Raw genomic sequence first — 19477 nt, forward strand, 5'->3', positions numbered from 1 at the left:
GGGCTGCAACGTTTACGGTCGATGCATGCAGATCACGTTGCAGTACTTCGATGGGTGCCCGAACTGGGAGACGGCCGCGGATCGCCTCACGGTGATCGCCGCGGAACGATCCGACGTCACGGTGAGCCGGCAGCTCATCGAGACGCAGGAGGAAGCGGAAGCTCTCGACTTCCGCGGGTCCCCGACTCTCCTGGCCGACGGTGTGCCGCTGTTTCCCGCGCCAGAAGCTCCGCCCGGCCTGTCGTGCCGGGTGTATTTGACACCGGCAGGTCTTGCCGGGTCGCCCACGACAGAGCAGATCCGGGACGCCATCAGGACCGTCGAAGCGGGTATCCGGTGAGTGACGCGTTCGATCTGCTGGTCATCGGTGCAGGCATGGCGGGCACGTCCGCTGCGAACAAGTGTGCGGCGCAGGGCTGGCGGGTCGGGATTGTCGACGCGTTGCCCTACGGCGGTACCTGCGCGCTCCGGGGATGCGACCCGAAAAAGATCCTCCGCCGCGGCGCCGAAATCGTCGATGCCGCCCGGCTGATGAACGACACCGGCATTACAGAAGGCGGCCTCCGTGTCGACTGGCCGGCCCTGATGCGGCGCAAGCGCGGCTTCACCGACGGTGTCCCGAAAGGCATGGAAGACGAACTCACCGGCAACGGTGCCACCACTTTTCACGGCCACGCCGAGTTCACTGGCCCGAACACCCTCACCATCGATGGCACTACCCACCACGCCGACCGCTTCCTCATCGCCACCGGGGCCACCCCGAGGCCGTTGACGTTCCCCGGTGCGGCACACCTCATCGACAGCACCCAATTCCTCGACCTCGATGCTCTACCGCAGCGGATCGTGTTCATCGGCGGCGGCTTCATCTCGTTCGAGTTCGCGCACATCGCCGCCCGCGCCGGCGCGCAGTGCACGATCATCGACCACGGCCCGCGACCCCTGCGCGAGTTCGACCCCGACCTGGTGGAGTTGCTGACCTCCCGCACCGAGCAAGCCGGCATCCACGTCTACCGAAACACCAACGTCACCGCCATCGAGGCCGCCCCCGCCGGGTTCCAGATCAGCATCAACACCCACGGCACGACCACCCGTCTTGACGCGGACCTCGTCGTTCATGGAGCAGGTCGCGTCCCCGCCCTCGATGGCCTCCATTTGGACGCTGCCGGTATTGCCGGCAGCCTACGTGGAGTCACCGTCGCCGGGCACCTGCAAAGCACCACCAACCCCGCCGTCTATGCCGCAGGAGACGCCGCCGACACCGCGGGACGTCCCCTGACTCCGGTGGCCGTGTTTGAGGGGAAAGTCGCCGCGTCGAACATGCTCAAAGGAACCACCACAGCACCCGACTACACCGGGGTCCCCACGACCGTGTTCACCATCCCGGAGCTGAACCGGGTCGGCCTCCTCGAAGAAGAAGCCGCCACAAGCCACAACACCGCCGTTCGCTTCACTGACACCAGCAACTGGTACTCCACCTACCGGGTCGCCGAAACCACCGCCGCCGCGAAGATCATCATCGATACCGACACCGATCAGATCCTTGGCGCGCACCTGCTCGGCCCCGGCTACTCCGAACTGATCAACACCTTCGGCATCGCCATCAAACTGGGTCTCACCACCCGGCAACTCAAATCCACCACCGCCACCTACCCCTCCCTCGGCTCCGACCTCGGCTCCCTACTCTGACCAACTAACACACAGAGCCGACTACCTCTGCTTTCCGTCAGTCGCCGGCCAGCCACACCCGTCACTAAGCGATCACAAAACACCGCCAAAAAGCGACAATGTCCACACGTCGCCCCGCCGTAACCCCCTGCCGAAACGTTAGGGCGCCGAAACGGGTGGTGTATGGGTTTCGGCGCAGGTTCTGCCGACCGCCAACCATCCGTATTCGGGGTCTGGATGTGCGCGCGTTTTGACCGTCGTCCTGCATGAGTCGGCCTGACGATCTGACTTTCCTCGCGACCGCAGCTGGCTTCATTGCCACTCCGAAGGGAGGCGGCCCCCAGCACTCTGCTTTAGATCGGACTCAGTCCGGCTCAGCCTCGGGTAGTCCGATGTAAAGCATCTAGTCCGATCTAAAGCCGCAAGTCACAGAAAAACTCTTGACACGATCCGGGCCCAGGTCTAACGTACAACCAAATGGTTGCACAAACGGAGTTGAGCGAAGCGGAGGTCGACCGTGTGTTCCACGCACTGGCGACGTCGACCCGGCGGGACATCCTGCGCCGGACGATCGAGCGGGAGCAGTCCGTCTCGACCCTCGCCTCCGAGTACGAGATGTCGTTCGCCGCGGTCCAGAAGCACGTGGCCGTGCTGGAGGCGGCGAACCTCATCGTCAAGCGCGCCGAGGGACGCGAGCGGCTCGTCCGCGCGAACCCCGAGATGATCGCCCGCGCCAGGGCGCTCCTCGCCCGATACGAAGAGCTGTGGCGGTCGCGCATCGCCCGGCTCGACGATCTCCTGGCCGAGCCGTCCCCGCCCGCGGGGAAGCCGGCCTCCACCGACCCCACCAGCAGTCAACGCAACGAATCGCAAGGAGACTGACATGCCTGTCACGGACATCATCACGGATGCCAAGAACCTCACCATGACCGTCGTCGCCGACCTCGCCGCGCCCGTCGAGCGCGTCTGGGCCGCCTACACCGACCCGCAGCAGCTCGAGCGGTTCTGGGGCCCTCCCGGCTGGCCGGCCACCTTCTCCCGGTGGGACCACACCGTCGGCGGCCGAGCCGTGTACACGATGAACGGCCCCCGCGGGGAGAAGGCGTCCGGCACCTGGGAGTTCCTGGAGATCGACGCGCCGCGCAGCTTCACGGTGCTCGACTCGTTCGCTGACGAGGACGGCACGCCGGACGCCAACCTCCCCTCCATGCGCATGACCTTCACGTTCGAGCCGACGGCCGAGGGCACACGCATGGTCAACACGAGCCACTTCACGTCTGCCGAGGCGCTCGAGCAGGTCGTCGCGATGGGCGCCGTTGAGGGCACCCGGATGGCCACGGCCCAGCTCGACGCCGTGTTGCAGGACCTCCGCGACTACGCGCAGGGCAAGGGCACCCGGGTGGAGCTGCTGGACGACACGCACGTGCGCATCACCCGGCTCGTCGAGGGTCCGCGCGAGCTGGTGTGGCGCGCCCACTTCGAGCCCGACCTCATCCGGCAGTGGATGCTCGGCCCGGACGGGTGGGAGATGACCGAGTGCGTGTCGGCGGCCGAGGTCGGCCAGTCGTACCGGAACTCCTGGGCGCCCGTGGGCGACACGGAGGGTGAGCCGTTCGGATTCGAGGGGGAGGCGCTGCTGATCGACGCCCCGAAGCGTGCCGTCACCACCGAGCGGATGCAGGGCATGCCGACCGAGACGCTCAACGACCTCAACCTCTACGAGGAGGACGGCGCGACCCTCGTCACGGTGCTCATCGAGTACCCGGACAAGGAGACGCGGGACATGATCCTCGCCACCGGCATGGCCGACGGCATGGAGGCCTCGTTCGCGCGACTGGAGCGGGAGCTGCTGTCCGTCTGACACGCAGGCGCTCGCGCCGGAACAGGCGGTTCTCATCGAGAGCCGCCTGCTCCGGCGCTTCTGCCTGTGCGAAAGCGGGATAAAGTGGCGGCACGATGAGGATCACGCGCCGTACCCTGCTCCTCGGCGCCGGAGCCGGTGCCGTCTCGGTGCTTCTCGCCTCCTGCACTCCGGAGCCGGAACCGACGCCGACCCCCACCCGCACGCGCGAACCGGAGCCGCCGCCCGGCGTCCCCGCCCCGAGCGGGAGCGTCCGCAGCACCTGGACCACCGACCCCTTCGCCCGGGGCGCCGCGAGCTTCACTCCCGTGGGGGTGCTCGCCGCGACCCGTGCGGCGCTCGCGCAGCCTGTCGACGACCGGCTCTTCTTCGCCGGTGAGGCGACCGACGACGAGGCGCCGGGTACCGTCCGGGGAGCCCTCCGCTCGGGCCGCCGTGCCGCGCGGGAGCTCATCGTCGCCGCCGAGGACGGCGAGCGGGTGGCCGTGATCGGCGCCGGGATCGCCGGGGCGACCGCGGCCGCGCAGCTCGCGGAGGACGGCCTGCAGGTGACGGTCTTCGAAGCGCGCGACCGCGTCGGCGGCCGGATCCTCTCCCGCGCGGAGGACGACTGGCCGGTTCCGGTGCAGCTCGGCGCGTGGCTGTTCGGCGACGCCGACGCGGAGCTTCTCGAGACGATCGACGAGGGGGACATGGACCTCGTCGACCTCGACGGGGCGCGGTGGCGCTCGGCCGAGGGCGATGTCGACCCCGTGGACCCGCAGCCGGTGGAGGCCGCGGTGACCACGGCGCAGTCCGCCCCGCAGGACTCCTCGGTGGCGGACGCCCTCGCGGCAGCCGGCATCGACCCGGAGGATCCCGCGACCGCTGCGCTCCTGGCGCTCCTCGCCGCACGGACGGGCGCGGACGCCGCCGACCTGTCGAGCTGGTTCGCCCCGCCGCTCCCCGACGCGGCGCTGCAGGGGGTCGGCGACGACCTGACCCCGTTCATCGAGAGTGCCCTGGACGGGGTGAAGGTGGGCCTCAGCTCGCCGGTCACCCGTCTCGCGTGGGACGACACCGGGGTGAGTGTGCGCCTCGGCACCGGGGAGGCCCTCTCCTTCGACCGGGTGCTGCTGACGGTGCCGCTCGGGGTGCTGCAGGAGCAGGCCCTCGAGTTCGACCCGCCGCTGCCGTTCGACAACCGCGGCGCCGTGTCCGCGCTCGGCATGGGCGCCATCGAGACGGTGTGGCTGCGATGGGACGAGCCGTTCTGGGACGGTGACGAGGCGATCTGGCACGCGGTGGGCGACGACATCGCGATCCCCACGTGGATCAACCTCCGCCCCTCGACCGGCGAGAACGTGCTCGTCGGGATCGTGGGCGGTGCGGCGGCGCGGGACTTCGCGGAGCTCGGGGAGGCCGAGGCCGTCGAGGCGGCGCTCGCATCGCTGGCGCTCTACGCCTGAACCGTCTCGCGTGCGGCCTCGACCGGGGCGCGGTCCTCGGGAGGGGGCTCGGCAGGAGCGCGGTCCCACGGGTCCGGCAGGCGGCTGATGAGCACGAGCGCGGTCGCCACGGCGGCGAAGACGGCCAGCGCGATCGCGCAGGAGACGGTGAACTCGACGGGGCCGCTCACCTGCCGCGGGTCGAGGAAGTAGTACGGGTACCAGCCGATCAGTGGCCCGCGGATGAGCGTCGCGACGCCCCACAGCACCGGATAGGCGAGGGTCACCGGGATCACGCGCCACGGCACCGCCCGATGCCCCGGGGCCAGGGCCCAGGCCGCGACGGTCACCGCGGGCAGCCAGAAGTGCAGCACCTGATCCGACCACGGGACGTCGATGCGGATCCCCCGGACGCCGGCCTGCCAGACGAGGATCGCGAACACGAGTCCCGCCGTGATGGTCCAGGTGAGCACGAGGGCGAGCGCCACCGTGAGCCACCGCGGATCGCGGGCTCTGCGCAGCGCGAGGACTCCGGCCACGGTGAGGAGGACGACGAAGGCGATGTTCGACTGGTTCGTCAGGTACGCGAAGAAGTTCTGGCTCGCGATGGTGTTCGACGCGAGTCCCCACGCGAGGCGGTGGATCAGCGCGACGAGGCAGACGGCGGCGGCGGTGAGCCGGAGCAGGCCGAAGACGGTGCGCTTGTTCACCGTCGCCTCGTCCTTTCCGCCATCCGCCGAGTCTACGGAGCCGATCCGGGGGACGCCGCATCAGGCCGTCGCGCGGGTTCAGGCGCGGGTGGGCGTGGGGGCCTGTTCTCGCGCGAAGGCCTGCTGTGGCGGAGGGAGTCAGCGGCGCGGGGCGCGCGTCGACCACAGGGCCAGCGCGATGAGCGCCGGCTGGAAGAACAGACGCACGAAGCGCTTCATATCGGTGTCGAGTCCGAAGCCGTCCCGGTGATGCATCCACTGCGCCACGTTGCCCGGGAAGACCGCCGCGAAGAAGAGCGCGGCGACGGTGCCGACCGTGCGACGGCGGCGTCGGGCGAAGAGGAGAGCGGAGCCGAGCGCGACCTCCGCGACGCCGGACGCGAGCACCGTGGTGTCGGGATCGAGCGGCAACGATTCCGGCACCTGCGCCTGGAACTCCTCGCGGGCGAACGTGAGGTGGGAGACGCCGGCGAACACGAGCGAGACGCCGAGGAAGATCCGGCCGATGGTGCGGGGAGTCGACATGCTGCGAGTGTACGCCTCGCGGTCTCCGTCAGATCAGGCGGCGGAGTGCTTCTTCGAGGGTGATGCCCTGCGCGTCGGCGCGGTCCCGGAGGCGGGCGTGCTCGTCGGGCGACAGCGGGAGCTGGAGCACGATGGGGTCGTCCTGCGCGAGGTCGAGTCCGTCGAGGAGGTCGGAGGTCTCGGCCCACAGCGGCGCGGCGAACTCCGCCTCGGCGACGGGTGTCGAGGTGCGGGATGGGGCTGCAGTCGAGGAGGATGCCGGGGCTTCGGCGGCGGCAGCGGCGACCGGGGCGGAGGCGGCGACGGCGGCTCCGGCATCGGTCGCGCGGGTGAACCCGGGGCCTCGACGCGGCTCCTGCTTCTGCTGGTAGGCCTTGGCGGCGGCGTTCGCGCGCTCGTCGGCGGCTTCGTTCAGCGGGTGCCCGGCGTGGCCCTTGACCCAGGAGAACTCGACGTCGCGACCGCGCAGCGCCTCGTCGATCCCCTCGAGGAGGTCGCGGTTCAGCACGGGCCCGCCGTCGGACTTCCGCCACCCGCGGCGCTTCCAGCCGGGCATCCACTTCGTCACGGAGTCGATCACGTAGCGGCTGTCACACTCGATCAGCAGCTTCTCGTCGGTGCCGGCCGTCGCCCGGAGCAGTTCGAGGACGGCGCGGAGCTCGCCCTGGTTGTTCGTGCCGTGCGGGGAGCCGCCGGCCGCCCAGTTCGCGTCGTCGATGTACCAGGCCCAGCCGTTCGGGCCGGGGTTGCCCAGGGCGGAGCCGTCTGCGGCGGCGGTGATGGTCATCCGTCCACCGTATCGCTGGCCGCGGACGCACTTTCGCGCCGCGGTCGCACGGATTCCCGCGGAACCTGCGACGGGAGTGCGAAAGAGCGACGCGCGGTGTCAGTCCTCGGGGTCGGCGTTCTCGGTGCTCGCGGCCTCGGGGGCGGGTGGGGCGACGGGGAACACGATGGAGCTCACCGAGGACGGGGTGTCGAGGCCGAGGGTCAGCGGGTCGACCGTCGGCGCGGCGTCGAGCGTGTCTGCGGCCGAGGTCTCGAGAGGTTCAGAGGGGAGTCCCCACTGCTTCTCTTCTTCCTCCGGTCGCTGCTGGAAGAGTCCCATGTCTCCATTGTCGCCCCCGGGCGGCGCGAGGTCGCGGTTTCGCACCGAGGTCGCAGGGATCCGGCGGCATCCTGCGACGGGAGCGCGAATCTCCGACCGCGGCTCACGCGTCGCGAGCGGCCTCCCGCACGGCATCGACGAGGGTGCGCCACGGACCGTCCACGGCGGAGTCGGGCAGCTCGCGCTCCCGGCGCTCGGACGGGGTGCGGGCGCGGATGCTCCACACGAAGCGGTCCGCCCCGGGCTCCGTGTCGACGTCGTCGTCCCAGGGGCAGCTGTCGATGAGGCCGATCCATTCCTCGGCGTCCGGCGGCTCGGCCTCCACACGCCACTGGCGACGGATGCCGGCGAGACCTCCCGAGCGCACGACGGCGATGACGACGGGGGCGTCAGGCGGAGTCGGATCCTCGGTCATCCTCATAGACTCCCACGGTCGTCCACGCGCGTCGAGCGGCGGCGACCGTCTCCTGATCGACCGTGGCTGCCGCGACGACCGTGGCGTCGGCGAACTCGGTGAAGTTCGCGGTGCTCGACAGCCCGCCGGTGAGTGCCCGGTACCAGACTGTTCCGGCGCGCTCCCAGGCGTTGCCGCCGAGGTCGAGGGCGAAGAGGGCGAAGGCGCGGTTCGGGATGCCGGAGTTGATGTGCACGCCCCCGTTGTCCTCGGTGGTGCGCACGAATCCGCTCATGTGGTCGGGCTGCGGGTCTTTCCCGAGTTCATCGTCGTCATAGGCCGTGCCCGGCGCGATCATTGAGCGGAGAGCTGAGCCCTCCACCGCATCCGTGAAGATCTCCGCCCCGATGAGCCAGCTCGCCTGGTCGGCGGACTGACCCAGGGAGTATTGCTCGGTGAGGGCGCCGAACACGTCGGCCACGGACTCGTTGAGTGCGCCCGGCTGGCCCTGGTACTCCAGGTTCGCCGTGTGCTGCACGACACCGTGGGCGAGCTCATGTCCGATCACGGTGAGCGAGCCCGTGAAGTGCTGGAACACCTCGCCGTCGCCGTCGCCGAACACCATGCGCTCGCCGTCCCAGAAGGCGTTGTCGTAGTCGACGCCGTAGTGGACGGTCGCGTCGAGAGGAGCGCCGGCGTCGTCGAGCGAGTTGCGGCCGAACGCGGAGAGCAGCATCTCGAACGTCGCGCCCAGGCCGTCGAACGCCTCGTTGACCGCGGTGTCGGCGACGGGCTCATCGTCTTCCGTGCGGACCACGGCCCCCGGAAGCTGCTGTGTGTTGCCGGCGTCGCTGATCGTGCGGTTCGGCGCATCGGAGAGCTGCGCGACGAGGTCGCCGTTCTCGTCGATGGAGAGGTCGATGCGGGCGCGGAACGGCGGGCGCCCCGCGGTGAGCGTCTGTCGGGCGGCGGCGGCGGCCTTCGGGAACCGACCCGACTCCGCCAGCCGGGCGAGCAGGTAGGAGGGGACGACGCCGGGATGCGGGAAGGATTCTGCGCTGCTCATGCGTCGACCCTACGCCGGGGCGCGGACACAGCAGGAGACCCGCCGCCGTTCTGCGATGAGGGCGGGAGCGATGTCGGTGGTGGCCGAGCGCGTACTAGTCGGCGGATTCGCCGCGGGAGGCGCCCGGTCGGCGTCGTGCCCCGATGACGAGCAGCACGATTCCCAGCAACGCCAGCAGGACGTTCACACCGAGGTACACGGCGCCGTCGGCGCCACCCGCCCGGACGACCGAGAAGGATGCGACCGTCCCGACGACGGCGAGAGCGAGGCACACGAAACCGATGATCCTCAGCATGCCGGCCCTCCTCATCGCATCCCTCCGTCCGGACACAGCGTAGCCGCGAGGCGCCCGGCACCCCACACAGCAGGAGACCCCCAGGACGGTCGCGTAAAATCGGCCTAATGACCGACGCGCCCGACGCCACCCCCGACCTGGGCCCCGGCATCGACCCCGACGACCTCGCCACGACGCTGCGCGTCCTCGCCGAGCTGCACACCATCGACAACGAGCACCCCGACTTCGTGGCCGTACGCCACGCGACCGCGGCCATGTTCAAGGCCGTCAAGCGCGTGCGGCGCAAGGAGATCCGGGATGCGATCGCCGAGGCGGACAAGGCCGTCGTCGCCCGCACCGCCACCGGTGCCCCCGACCGCATCGACGACGAGACGCGCGGGCACGACCTCGCGTCCCGTGTGATCGACGCCCCCATCGCCGGCGAGCTCCTCAAGCCGCGCAACTGCTACATCTGCAAGCAGCCGTACACGCTCGTCGACGCGTTCTACCACCAGCTCTGCCCGGACTGCGCCCGCTTCAGCCACGGCAAGCGCACCGCCCGCACCGACCTCACCGGCAAGCGCGCCCTGCTCACGGGCGGCCGCGCGAAGATCGGCATGCACATCGCGCTGCGCCTCCTCCGCGACGGCGCGCACACCACGATCACCACCCGGTTCCCGCGTGACGCCGTGCGCCGGTTCTCGGCCCTGCCGGATGCGGGCGACTGGCTGCACCGGCTGCGCGTGGTCGGCATCGACCTCCGCGACCCCGCCCAGGTGATCGGGCTCGCCGACTCGGTCGCCGCGCAGGGCCCGCTCGACATCCTCATCAACAACGCCGCACAGACGGTCCGCCGCTCACCGGGGGCGTACTCGCTGCTCGCCGACGCAGAGCTCCAGCCGCTGCCGGACGGTCCGCTGCCGGAGATGGAGACCTTCGGGCACACGGTCGACCCGCACCCGCAGGCGCTGCAGGCATCGGTCGACGCGCATCCGCTGCTGTCGGTCGCGGCGCTCGGCGGCACGGTCGCGGAGCAGGGGGGACAGGCCCTTACGGCCGAAGACCTCGCGAGGCTCGCGATGGCCCCCGGCTCCTCCTCGCTCGAGAAGCACGCGGATGGCACGGCGATCGATGCGGGCGGCCTCGTGCCGGACGTGAACCGCGTCAACAGCTGGGTGCAGTCGGTGGATCAGGTCGACCCGCTGGAGATGCTCGAGGTGCAGCTCGCCAACACGACCGCGCCGTTCCTGCTCATCAGCAGGCTGCGGGCGTCGATGGCCGCGTCGTCGTCGCGCCGGAAGTACGTCGTGAACGTCTCCGCCATGGAGGGGCAGTTCTCCCGCCGCTACAAGGGGCCTGGGCACCCGCACACGAACATGGCGAAGGCCGCGCTCAACATGCTGACCCGCACGAGCGCGGGGGAGATGTTGGAGAAGGACGGCATCCTCATGACCGCCGTCGACACCGGCTGGATCACCGACGAGCGCCCGCACTACACGAAGGTGCGCCTCGCGGAGGAGGGCTTCCATGCCCCGCTCGACCTGGTCGACGGCGCCGCCCGGGTGTACGACCCCATCGTGCGCGGCGAGGCCGGCGAGGACATCCACGGCGTCTTCCTCAAGGACTACGAGCCCAGCCCCTGGTGACGCCCGTTCGAATCGCCTGAATGGTTCCATCCGGAGCCGAAATAGGGCCAATCGGGCGATTCGAAAGCCGTCAGCCGGGGTAGGGGTGCGGGAACCAGACCGTCACGATGAGGCCTCCGCCGGTGCGGGGTGTGAGCACGAGGGTGCCGCCGTGGGTCTGCGTGATGCGCTGCACGATCGCGAGGCCGAGACCCACCCCGGCGTGCTCCGGCCCGCGCGTGCGCTCGGTGCCGCGCTGGAAGGGCTCGACGAGCGTCGCGACCTGGGAGGCGTGCAGCTCCGCACCGGTGTTCTCCACGACGAGGGCCTCCGCGTGCGGAAGGGAATGCGTGCGCACCGCGACGGAGCCGCCGCCGTCGCTGCGGTTGTGGACGATCGCGTTGGCGACGAGGTTCATGACGAGCTGCGGCAGCAGGGCGGAGGAGCCCAGCACGGTCGCCGGCACGCCGGACACCTCGACCTCGACCCCGCGGCGGTCGGCGAGCGGGAGGAGAGCCTCGACGGACTCCTCGGCCAGGAGCGACAGGTCGACGAGCGTCCGCGGGAAGGTGCGCTGATCCGCCCTGCTCAGCAGCAGCAGCGCCTCGGTGAGATCGATCGCGCGCGTGTTGACCTCGTGGAGCCGGTCGATCAGGGCGTCTACGTCGCGGTCGGGATCGGTGCGGGCCACGTCGAGGAGGGTCTGCGAGATAGCGAGCGGGGTCCGCAGCTCGTGCGAGGCGTTCGCGGCGAAGCGCTGCTGCTCGGCGACGTGTGCCTCGAGCTGCTCGAGCATCGTGTCGAAGACGTCGGCGAGGTCGCGGAACTCGTCGCTCGGGCCCTCCATGCGGATCCGGTGCGAGAGGGAGCCCTGCGCCGCGAGCCGTGCGGCGTCGCCGATGCGGTCGAGCGGCGCCAGCATCCGTCCGGCGAGCAGCCACCCGCCGCCGAGGCCGATCGCGAGCAGCGCGACCATCACCATCGCCGCGACCGGCACGAACGCCCGGATCAGATCCGAGCGGTTGGGGACGAAGAAATCGACGACGGGGATCTGCACATCCGGGACGTACCGCAGGAGGTAGAGCGCCACGGCCCCGAGCAGCAGGAGGCCGGACACGACGACGATGCCCGCGTAGCTCAGCGTCAGCTTGAGGCGGACGCTCAGCCCCCGTCGCCTACGCATCCGCGTCGGCTCCGATCCGGTAGCCGACGCCGGGCACCGTGAGGATCAGCCACGGCTCGCCGAGGCGCTTGCGCAGCGAGGAGACGGTGATGCGGACGGCGTTCGTGAACGGGTCGGCGTTCTCGTCCCACGCCCGCTCCAGCAGCTCCTCGGCGCTGACCACCCCGCCCTCGGCGTCGACGAGCACCTCCAGCACGGCGAACTGCTTGCGGGTGAGGGCGACGTACCGGCCGTCGCGGTAGACCTCGCGGCGGAACGGGTCGAGGCGCAGCCCGGCGATCTCCAGCACCGGTGGCCGCGCGCGCTGTCGGCGGCGGTCGAGGGCACGCAGCCGCAGCACCAGCTCCCGCAGCTCGAACGGCTTGGTGAGGTAGTCGTCGGCGCCGAGCTCGAACCCGGAGGCCTTGTCGTCGAGGCGGTCGGCGGCCGTGAGCATGAGGATGGGGATGCCGCTGCCCGAGGCGACGATCCACCGCGCGATGTCGTCGCCGGACGGGCCTGGCACGTCGCGGTCGAGGATCGCGATGTCGTACGCGTTGATGCCGAGGAGTTCGAGCGCGGTGTCGCCGTCGCCGGCGATGTCAGCCGCGATCGCCTCCAGTCGCAGCCCGTCGCGGACCGCCTCGGCGAGGTAGGGCTCGTCCTCGACGATCAGCACACGCATGGCAGTGATCCTACGCAGTGCGGCATATCGCCGGTGTATGGAAAAGGCCATACGCCGTGGCAACCGCGTGCTCTCTTCACTGGAAGCATGAACGACCTCCGCACCCCCCGAGCCGTCCGTGCCCGGCGCCGTCGGCGGATCGCCACCACGGCGTCCGTGCTGGCGCTCGCCGTGGTCGGCGCCGTCGCCGTGCAGCAGTCGCTGTCGGCCGCGTTCGCCGAGACCGCCCCGCACGTCGCCGGCCCCGCCCCTTCCTCCTATCCGCACCCGCCGACCGGATCGGTGCTCGCCCCGAGCGAGGCCGACGGCGTGATCCGCGACGGCGATCAGCCCACGGTGTTCGACGTCGACAGGGTCGCCGTCGGCAATCTCGACCCCGCCCTGCTCGACGCCCTCCAGCGCGCCGCCTCCGATGCGGAGGCCGACGGGGTGACGTTCCTCGTGAACAGCGGATGGCGTTCGGCGGCCCTGCAGGAGCAGCTGCTTCGCGACGCGATCGACGACTACGGCTCGCAAGAGGAGGCGCGCCGCTGGGTGGCGACCGCGGAGACCTCGGCGCACGTCTCCGGCGACGCCGTCGACCTCGGTCCCCTGCCCACTCTCGACTGGCTCACACAGCGCGGATGGCGCTACGGCCTCTGCCAGACCTACGGCAACGAATCCTGGCACTACGAGCTGCGACCGGAGGCCGTCGAGAACGGCTGCCCCGCACAGTACGCCGACCCCACCGAAGACCCGAGGATGCAGCGATGACGGCCGTGCTCGCGGAGGGGATGACCCTGTCCCGCCTCCACCCACCGACACTGTCCACCCTCCCGGACGCCGTGACCGAGAACCTCCGCCGTGTGCGGGAGGCCGCCGCGGTACCCGTCATGGCCGTGGTCAAGGCCGACGCGTACGGCCATGGAATAGTGGCCGTGGCGACCGCCGCCGTGGCCGCGGGGGCCGAGTGGCTCGGGGTCACCGACGTCGCCGAGGGGGTCGTGCTGCGCGAGGCCGGACTGCGCGTGCCCATCCTCGCCTGGCTGCACCCCGCGGGCATCGACGCGCCGCTCGCGGCCGCCGCCGGGGTCGACGTGGCTGTGGGCTCCGTCGAGGAGCTTCGTCAGCTCGCGGCCGATGCCACAGCTTCCGTGCGGGTGCATCTGCATCTCGACACCGGGATGGCGCGCGGAGGGTGTCCCGTGGAGGACTGGGATGCGCTGCTGCGCACGGCGCGGGCGGCCCGTGGCCGGATCGAGGTCGTCGGGGTGATGGGACACCTCCCGCACGCCGACAGCGCGGATCCGCGGGCGAATGCGGCCGCGGTGCTGCGGATGCGCCAGGGGAGGGACGCGGTCCTGCGCGCCGGCTTCGGACCGCTGCTCGTGCATCTCGCGGCGACCTCGGGCGCCCTGACCGATCCGGCGACGCACTTCGACATGGTGCGGGTGGGGGCCGCCCTCGTGGGGATCGACCCGTCCGAGACGGTCTCTCTGGTCGGGGCCTCGCGTTTCACCGCGCCCGTGGTGCACAGCGCCACCGTGCCTGCCGGCACGGTGGTGGGCTACGGCGGGACGCACACGACGGCGGCGGCCACGCACCTGAGCGTGGTGGGCGTCGGATACGCCGACGGCGTCCCGCGGGAGATCGCGTCGGGCGCGGGGGTGGAGATCGGAGGCGAACGGCATCCGATCGTCGGCCGGGTGTCGATGGATCAGATCGTCGTCGACACCGGGGGGAGGGCGTTCCCCCGGGGAGCGGTCGCGACGGTGTTCGGGCCGGACGGCGGCGCGGTGCCGTCGGTGCAGGAGTGGGCGCGGTGGGCGGGCACCATCCCGCACACCATCGTCACGGGCATCGGCCCGCGGGTGAAGAGGAGCGTGGCATGACGATGAAGGTCCTGGTCATCGGAGGGGGACAGAATCCCGAGCACGAGGTGTCGCTCGCCTCGGCGGCAGCGGTCGCCGCGGCGCTGCGGTTGGGGGGACACACCGTCACGACCGTGACGATCGACCGCGACGGCGTGTGGCGGGCCGACGGCATCCCGCCCGGCGTGAGTCCGGCGGCGTCGTTGCAGCAGGCCCTGCCGCTGCTCGCGGCGAGCGACGTCGTGTTCCCTGCGGTGCACGGCGCGCTCGGGGAGGACGGCGCCCTCGCGGCGCTGTGTGCGCTCGCCGGGGTGCCGGCCGTCGGCTCCGCGCTGGGGGCGGGGGCGATCGGCATGGACAAATGGGCCACGAAGCTCGTGGCCCAGGCCGTCGGGCTGCGCACCGCCCGAGGGCGGCTGGTCGCCGCGGAGGACATCGGCGACGTGGAGTTCGAGGGCGCCGTCGTGGTCAAGCCGGTCACGGCCGGCTCGAGCCACGGCGTGAGCCTGGTGACGGAGGAGGGCGATCTGCTCACGGCGCTGCGGGGGGCGGCGCGTTTCGACCGGCGGGTCCTGGTCGAGGAGGTCGTGCACGCGCGGGAGATCGACGTCGCCGTGCTGCGGGAGAAGGGCGGGGTGCGGTGGGCCGCCCCGCCCCTGGAGATCCACGCGCCCGGGCTCTTCGACACCGCGACGAAGTACGACGGCACGGCCCGCTTCACGGTTCCCGCGCAGCTCGACGCGGCCGCCACGACAGCGCTCAAACGCGCCGCGATCGCGATGTTCGACGCGCTGGGGTGCGACGGGGTCGCCCGCATGGACTTCTTCCTCACGGACGAAGGTCCGGTGCTCAACGAGGTCAACACGATGCCCGGGCTGACCGCCGCCTCCCAGGTGCCGCGGATGTTCGCGGCGGCCGGAGTGGACTACGTCGACCTCGTGGACCGGCTCGTCCGAGCGGCCGTGTGAGAAGGGGTCGACATCTGTAAGGGAGAGGCGGATGCTGGGGGCATGGCAGCCTTCACAGCGGAGAACGCGTTCAGCGGTTTCAGCGTCGACGACATCGACGCGGCGAGAGAGTTCTACGGCACGACCCTCGGGCTCGACGTCGAGGTCAACGCGATGGGGTTCCTCGATCTGCGCCTCCCCCGCGGCGGGTCGGTCCTCGTCTACGCGAAGCCGAACCACACCCCGGCGAGCTTCACGATCCTGAACTTCCCGGTGGCGGACATCGATGCCGCCGTCGAGGAGCTCAACGAGCGCGGGGTGCAGACCAAGATCTACGGCGACGACGAGTTCCCGTCGGACTCCCGCGGCATCGTCAGGGGGAACGGACAGGGCCCCGACATCGCGTGGTTCCGCGACCCGGCGGGCAACGTGCTCGCCGTCATGCAGGCCTGACGGGGCCCGCCTCGCTCACAGCCGGTCGACCGCCGTCACCGTGACGACCGCCTCGCCCGCCTCGTCGGACGCGGCGAGATCGACGGTGGCGCTGATGCCCCAGTCGTGGTCGCCGGCGGGGTCGTCGATGATCTGCCGTGCCGTCCAGGCGGTCGGGCCCTCGGTGAGCAGCAGCATCCGGGAACTCCGGGCGTCCGGGCCGATGCCGATGTCGTCGTGCTCGGCGAAGTACGCGTCCAGCGCGTCCGACCAGGCGGCGGCGCCGAACGACGGGTCGAGCTCGGCCAGCGCGTCCACGTCCTCGCGGGCGGCGAGCTGCACCCGCCGGAAGAGCTCGTTGCGGACGAGCGTGCGGAAGGCGCGGGTGTTGCTCGTGAGGCGCTTCGGTGCGGGCGGCACGATCGGCTCGTCGGTCTCACTGCGGGCGGCGGTGCCGGCGGTCAGCTCGCTCCACTCGTCGAGCAGGCTGGAGTCGATCTGGCGCACGAGCTCGCCGAGCCAGGCGATGAGGTCGTGGAGGTCCTCGTCCTTCCGCTCCTCGGGGATCGTCTGGGAGGCGGCGCGATACGCGTCCGACAGGTACCGCAGCACGACGCCCTCGGAGCGGGCGATCTTGTAGAACGCGACGTACTCGCCGAACGACATGGCCCGCTCGTACATGTCGCGGACGACGGACTTCGGGTGCAGCGCGAAGTCCCGGATCCACGGCTGCGCCGCGCTGAAGGTCTCGAAGGCCGCATCGAGGAGCTCCTCCAGCGGCTTCGGGTAGGTGATCGCCTCGAGGAGTTCCATCCGCTCGTCGTACTCGATGCCCTCGCGCTTCATCGCGGCGACCGCCTCGCCCCGTGCGAGGAACTCCTGCTGGCTGAGCACGGCACGCGGATCGTCGAGCGTCGCCTCGACGATCGAGATCATGTCGAGCGCGTACGACCCCGTCCCCACCCCCTGATCCCCCGAGCCCGCCTGGGTCCCTGAGCCTGTCGAAGTCTGGGTCCCTGAGCCTGTCGAAGTCTGGGTCCCTGAGCCTGTCGAAGGGTCCAGCAGATCGAACGCCGCGAGGGCGAACGGGGAGAGCGGCTGGTTGAGCGCGAAGTTGGGTTGCAGGTCGACGGTGAGCCGGACGCCCTTCGGCTCTCCCGGTACGCCCGTGTCGAACGTCTCCACGACGCCCGATTCCCGGAGCGTGCGGAAGATCGCGAGGGCGCGGAGCGCGAGCGCGCGCTGACGGGCGCGCGGCTCGTGGTTGTCGAAGACGAGCCGGCGGACGTTGGCGAACACATCCCCGCCCCGGGCGATCACGTTGAGCAGCATCGCGCTGGTGATCTGCATGTGCGAGGTCAGGGTCTCCGGCGTCGCGTCGATGAGCTTCCGGAACGACGGCTCGCCCCACGACACGAAGCCGTCGGGGGCCTTCTTGCGGATGATCTTCCGCTTCTTCTTCGGGTCGTCGCCGGCCTTGCGGATCGCGGCGAGGTTCTCGGTCTCGTGCTCCGGGGCCTGAGCGACGACGGTACCAGCGGTGTCATAGCCCGCGCGTCCGGCCCGGCCCGCGATCTGGTGGAACTCCCGCGCGTTGAGCTGGCGCATCCGCGTGCCGTCGAACTTCGTCAGCGCGGTGAGCAGCACGGTCCGGATGGGGACGTTGATGCCCACGCCCAGGGTGTCGGTGCCGCAGATGACCCGGAGGAGACCGCGCTGGGCGAGCTGCTCCACGAGTCGGCGGTACTTCGGCAGCATGCCGGCGTGGTGCACGCCGATGCCGGCCCGGAGGAAGCGCGAGAGCGTCTTGCCGAACGCCGTCGTGAAGCGGAAGCCGCCGATGAGGGCGGCGATCTCGTCGCGCTGCTCACGCGTGGCGACCTTCGTGCTCGACAGGGCCTGCGCCCGCTCCATGGCCGCCGCCTGCGAGAAGTGCACGATGTAGATCGGTGCCTGCCCCGTGTTGAGCAGGTCGTCGATGGTCTCGTGGATGGGCGTCGTCTCGTAGAAGAAGTGCAGGGGGACCGGGCGCTCGACCCCCGTGACCGAGGCGGTCTCCCGTCCGGTGCGGCGCGTCAGGTCGGCGGCGAGGGTGGTGACGTCGCCGAGGGTGGCCGACATCAGCACGAACTGCGCCTGCGGGAGCTCGAGGAGCGGCACCTGCCAGGCCCAGCCGCGGTCGGGGTCGCCGTAGAAGTGGAACTCGTCCATGACCACGAGGCCCACATCGGCGGCGTCGCCCTGGCGCAGGGCCAGGTTCGCGAGGATCTCCGCGGTGCAGCAGATGATGGGGGCGTCCGCGTTCACGGCGGAGTCTCCCGTGACCATCCCCACGTTCTCGGCGCCGAACACCTCTGCCAGCGCGAAGAACTTCTCGCTCACGAGGGCCTTGATCGGTGCCGTGTAGTAGCTGCGGCGTCCGCCGACCATCGCCGCGAAGTGGGCGCCGACCGCGACGAGCGACTTCCCGGTGCCCGTCGGCGTGGACAGGATGACGTTCGCACCCGAGACGATCTCGATGAGCGCCTCGTCCTGCGCGGGGTAGAGGCGGATGCCGGTCGACTCCGCCCACTCCACGAAGGTCAGGTACACCGCATCGGCGTCCGCCGCGTCGGGAACGAGCGAGGGTTCGAGCCGCGGCGTGGGATTCATGGTGCTTCGATCATCCCATCTGCGTCATGTCGCCGATCCCGTGACCCCGAGCGCGGTGAGCAGCTCGTACGCCGTGGAGCGCGCGTGCACGATCACGGTCCCGAGCTGCGACGACGACGCCGACACCGACAGCAGGAGCTGGCCGTAGGGTGCGAGGATGAAGCTGAGCAGCGCCATCTGGTTCTCGCCGATGGACAGCGACACGATGGCCGACAGCGTCGGCTCCGTCCCTCCCGCGATGATCTCGGCCTCGGCCCGCGCGACCCCGAACAGCGAGCCGTTCATCGCCGCGAGCTGCTCGCCGCCGTCGGGGTCGACGCCGAGGGAGGCGATGTGGAGGCCGTCCGCAGTGCCGAGGACCGCGGTCGTCAGCTCCGGGAAGCGCTCCTCCAACTGCTGCAGACGGGTCTGGGCCGACGGGCCGACGATCCGCGACCACAGCGCCCAGTTGCCGGCGACGTCGGGGTGCATGCGGGACGGATCGGGCGTCGCGGCGGCGTCCTGCCGCCCGGCGGGTCCGGTCATGGCTTCTCCTCCGGAAGATCGAGAGCGGCACCGGCGACGCGCATCACGCTGTCGCGGTCGCGCGCGTCGGCCGCGAGCACACGCGAGGCCGGGATGCCGTGTCGCGCGAGCACGGGGGCGAGGGCGCGGCGGATGTCGCCGATCGCTCGTGCGGCGGTGTGGCTGACGGCGATCGCGACGCGATGCTCCTCGCCCGCGAACACGCCGAGCCACTCCTCGGCGTCGGCGACGAGGGTGTCGCGGTCGCCGCGCAGCCAGAGCAGCACCCGGGTGCCAGGGATCGAGACGCGCTGTCGCGCCGAGGCGAACCGCTGCTGTCCCGGGATGCCGATGAGCGCGATGGAGACCTCCGGCGTCGGCCGCCACGTCCCGTAGTCGAGCCCGACGGTCGTCGTGGTCTTGCCGTCACCACTCGCGAGCGACATCGGCACGTCGGTGTCCACCGGCGGGACGTCGCTCAGGGCGCGGACCGCGGTCGTCTTGCCCGCGCCCACCGGTCCGGCGAAGATCACCCGGTACCGCTGGGGCAGGTCGGTCCGTCGCCGACGCGGGCGCCTCATCGTCCGCCC

General features: G+C 71.0%; 22 protein-coding genes. 10 read left to right on the top strand and 12 right to left on the bottom strand.

All coding sequences use genetic code 11. The annotated features are described in order from the left end of the window. The first annotated feature begins 25 nt into the window (after positions 1–25). From BLU02_RS11450 to BLU02_RS11470, 5 genes are all read left to right on the top strand, one after another. The gene (locus BLU02_RS11450; protein WP_060921760.1) at positions 26–340 is read left to right on the top strand and encodes a hypothetical protein; all 315 of its coding nucleotides are present in this window, start codon (positions 26–28) and stop codon (positions 338–340) included. Continuing rightward, positions 337–1686, top strand: coding sequence for a dihydrolipoyl dehydrogenase family protein (locus tag BLU02_RS11455; RefSeq protein WP_082750005.1), 1350 nt, complete (start codon positions 337–339; stop codon positions 1684–1686). Before BLU02_RS11450 ends, BLU02_RS11455 begins: the two co-directional genes overlap by 4 nt. A 456-nt stretch (positions 1687–2142) precedes the next feature. Continuing rightward, the gene (locus BLU02_RS11460) at positions 2143–2547 is read left to right on the top strand and encodes an ArsR/SmtB family transcription factor (protein ID WP_060921761.1); all 405 of its coding nucleotides are present in this window, start codon (positions 2143–2145) and stop codon (positions 2545–2547) included. 1 nt (position 2548) lies between these two features. Next, positions 2549–3526, top strand: coding sequence for an SRPBCC family protein (locus tag BLU02_RS11465; RefSeq protein WP_060921762.1), 978 nt, complete (start codon positions 2549–2551; stop codon positions 3524–3526). Between the two features lie 95 nt (positions 3527–3621). Then, positions 3622–4974 (top strand): flavin monoamine oxidase family protein, encoded by a 1353-nt coding sequence (locus BLU02_RS11470; protein ID WP_083370980.1) that lies wholly within the window; start codon positions 3622–3624, stop codon positions 4972–4974. Here the strand turns inward: BLU02_RS11470 and BLU02_RS11475 are convergent. The 7 genes from BLU02_RS11475 to BLU02_RS11505 all read right to left on the bottom strand — a co-directional run bounded on the left by BLU02_RS11475 (position 4965) and on the right by BLU02_RS11505 (position 9051). Further along, a complete protein-coding gene (locus BLU02_RS11475; protein ID WP_231919563.1) occupies positions 4965–5663 on the bottom strand; it encodes a Pr6Pr family membrane protein in 699 nt (232 codons plus the stop codon). The two genes, BLU02_RS11470 and BLU02_RS11475, sit on opposite strands and share 10 nt — an antisense overlap. A gap of 138 nt (positions 5664–5801) precedes the next feature. Further along, positions 5802–6188 (bottom strand): DoxX family protein, encoded by a 387-nt coding sequence (locus BLU02_RS11480; RefSeq protein ID WP_060923027.1) that lies wholly within the window; start codon positions 6186–6188, stop codon positions 5802–5804. A gap of 28 nt (positions 6189–6216) precedes the next feature. Then, positions 6217–6975: a ribonuclease H family protein gene (locus tag BLU02_RS11485; RefSeq protein ID WP_060923028.1), complete on the bottom strand. Its 759-nt coding sequence runs from the start codon at positions 6973–6975 to the stop codon at positions 6217–6219. Positions 6976–7074: 99 nt separating this feature from the next. Continuing rightward, positions 7075–7296, bottom strand: coding sequence for a hypothetical protein (locus BLU02_RS11490; protein ID WP_060923029.1), 222 nt, complete (start codon positions 7294–7296; stop codon positions 7075–7077). 103 nt (positions 7297–7399) lie between these two features. Beyond that, entirely contained in the window at positions 7400–7711 is a 312-nt protein-coding gene (locus BLU02_RS11495) for a protealysin inhibitor emfourin (protein WP_060923030.1), read from the bottom strand. Beyond that, positions 7686–8756, bottom strand: coding sequence for a M4 family metallopeptidase (locus BLU02_RS11500; RefSeq protein WP_060923031.1), 1071 nt, complete (start codon positions 8754–8756; stop codon positions 7686–7688). Before BLU02_RS11500 ends, BLU02_RS11495 begins: the two co-directional genes overlap by 26 nt. A 94-nt stretch (positions 8757–8850) precedes the next feature. Further along, positions 8851–9051, bottom strand: coding sequence for a hypothetical protein (locus tag BLU02_RS11505; RefSeq protein WP_060923032.1), 201 nt, complete (start codon positions 9049–9051; stop codon positions 8851–8853). Positions 9052–9158: 107 nt separating this feature from the next. Here BLU02_RS11505 and BLU02_RS11510 point away from each other — a divergent pair, with 107 nt between their 5' ends. Then, complete coding sequence (locus BLU02_RS11510; RefSeq protein ID WP_025104046.1) at positions 9159–10676, top strand: SDR family NAD(P)-dependent oxidoreductase; 1518 nt, start codon at positions 9159–9161, stop codon at positions 10674–10676. A 70-nt stretch (positions 10677–10746) separates the two neighbouring features. Here the strand turns inward: BLU02_RS11510 and BLU02_RS11515 are convergent, their stop codons facing one another. Both BLU02_RS11515 and BLU02_RS11520 read right to left on the bottom strand, forming a co-directional pair. Beyond that, positions 10747–11838 (bottom strand): sensor histidine kinase, encoded by a 1092-nt coding sequence (locus tag BLU02_RS11515; protein ID WP_060923033.1) that lies wholly within the window; start codon positions 11836–11838, stop codon positions 10747–10749. Further along, positions 11831–12502, bottom strand: a complete 672-nt coding sequence (locus BLU02_RS11520) for a response regulator transcription factor (RefSeq protein WP_060923034.1) — start codon at positions 12500–12502, stop codon at positions 11831–11833. The genes BLU02_RS11515 and BLU02_RS11520 overlap by 8 nt, the downstream gene beginning before the upstream one ends. Before the next feature lie 87 nt (positions 12503–12589). On the opposite strand from BLU02_RS11520, the gene BLU02_RS11525 reads away from it, so the two are divergent. Genes BLU02_RS11525 through BLU02_RS11540 form a run of 4 tightly spaced genes read left to right on the top strand, consistent with a single transcriptional unit; the run spans position 12590 to position 15752 of the window. Beyond that, positions 12590–13255 carry a M15 family metallopeptidase gene (locus tag BLU02_RS11525; RefSeq protein ID WP_060923035.1) on the top strand — a complete coding sequence of 222 codons (666 nt, stop codon included), beginning with the start codon at positions 12590–12592 and terminating at the stop codon, positions 13253–13255. Beyond that, positions 13252–14373, top strand: a complete 1122-nt coding sequence (gene alr / locus BLU02_RS11530; protein WP_060923036.1) for an alanine racemase — start codon at positions 13252–13254, stop codon at positions 14371–14373. Before BLU02_RS11525 ends, alr begins: the two co-directional genes overlap by 4 nt. Continuing rightward, positions 14370–15320 (top strand): D-alanine--D-alanine ligase family protein, encoded by a 951-nt coding sequence (locus tag BLU02_RS11535; RefSeq protein WP_060923037.1) that lies wholly within the window; start codon positions 14370–14372, stop codon positions 15318–15320. The genes alr and BLU02_RS11535 overlap by 4 nt, the downstream gene beginning before the upstream one ends. Before the next feature lie 42 nt (positions 15321–15362). Then, positions 15363–15752 carry a VOC family protein gene (locus BLU02_RS11540; protein ID WP_060923038.1) on the top strand — a complete coding sequence of 130 codons (390 nt, stop codon included), beginning with the start codon at positions 15363–15365 and terminating at the stop codon, positions 15750–15752. A 15-nt stretch (positions 15753–15767) separates the two neighbouring features. On the opposite strand, the gene BLU02_RS11545 is transcribed toward BLU02_RS11540, so the two are convergent. From BLU02_RS11545 to BLU02_RS11555, 3 genes are read right to left on the bottom strand one after another with little or no spacing between them, the layout of a single operon-like run. Then, the gene (locus BLU02_RS11545; protein WP_083370981.1) at positions 15768–18383 is read right to left on the bottom strand and encodes a DEAD/DEAH box helicase; all 2616 of its coding nucleotides are present in this window, start codon (positions 18381–18383) and stop codon (positions 15768–15770) included. Between the two features lie 24 nt (positions 18384–18407). Continuing rightward, on the bottom strand, positions 18408–18908 hold the full coding sequence (locus tag BLU02_RS17680) for a roadblock/LC7 domain-containing protein (RefSeq protein ID WP_060923396.1): 501 nt from the start codon (positions 18906–18908) through the stop codon (positions 18408–18410). After that, positions 18905–19468 carry a GTP-binding protein gene (locus BLU02_RS11555; protein WP_060923397.1) on the bottom strand — a complete coding sequence of 188 codons (564 nt, stop codon included), beginning with the start codon at positions 19466–19468 and terminating at the stop codon, positions 18905–18907. Before BLU02_RS11555 ends, BLU02_RS17680 begins: the two co-directional genes overlap by 4 nt. Positions 19469–19477 lie beyond the last annotated feature (9 nt).

Source organism: Microbacterium paraoxydans (assembly GCF_900105335.1).
Classification (GTDB): domain Bacteria; phylum Actinomycetota; class Actinomycetes; order Actinomycetales; family Microbacteriaceae; genus Microbacterium; species Microbacterium paraoxydans.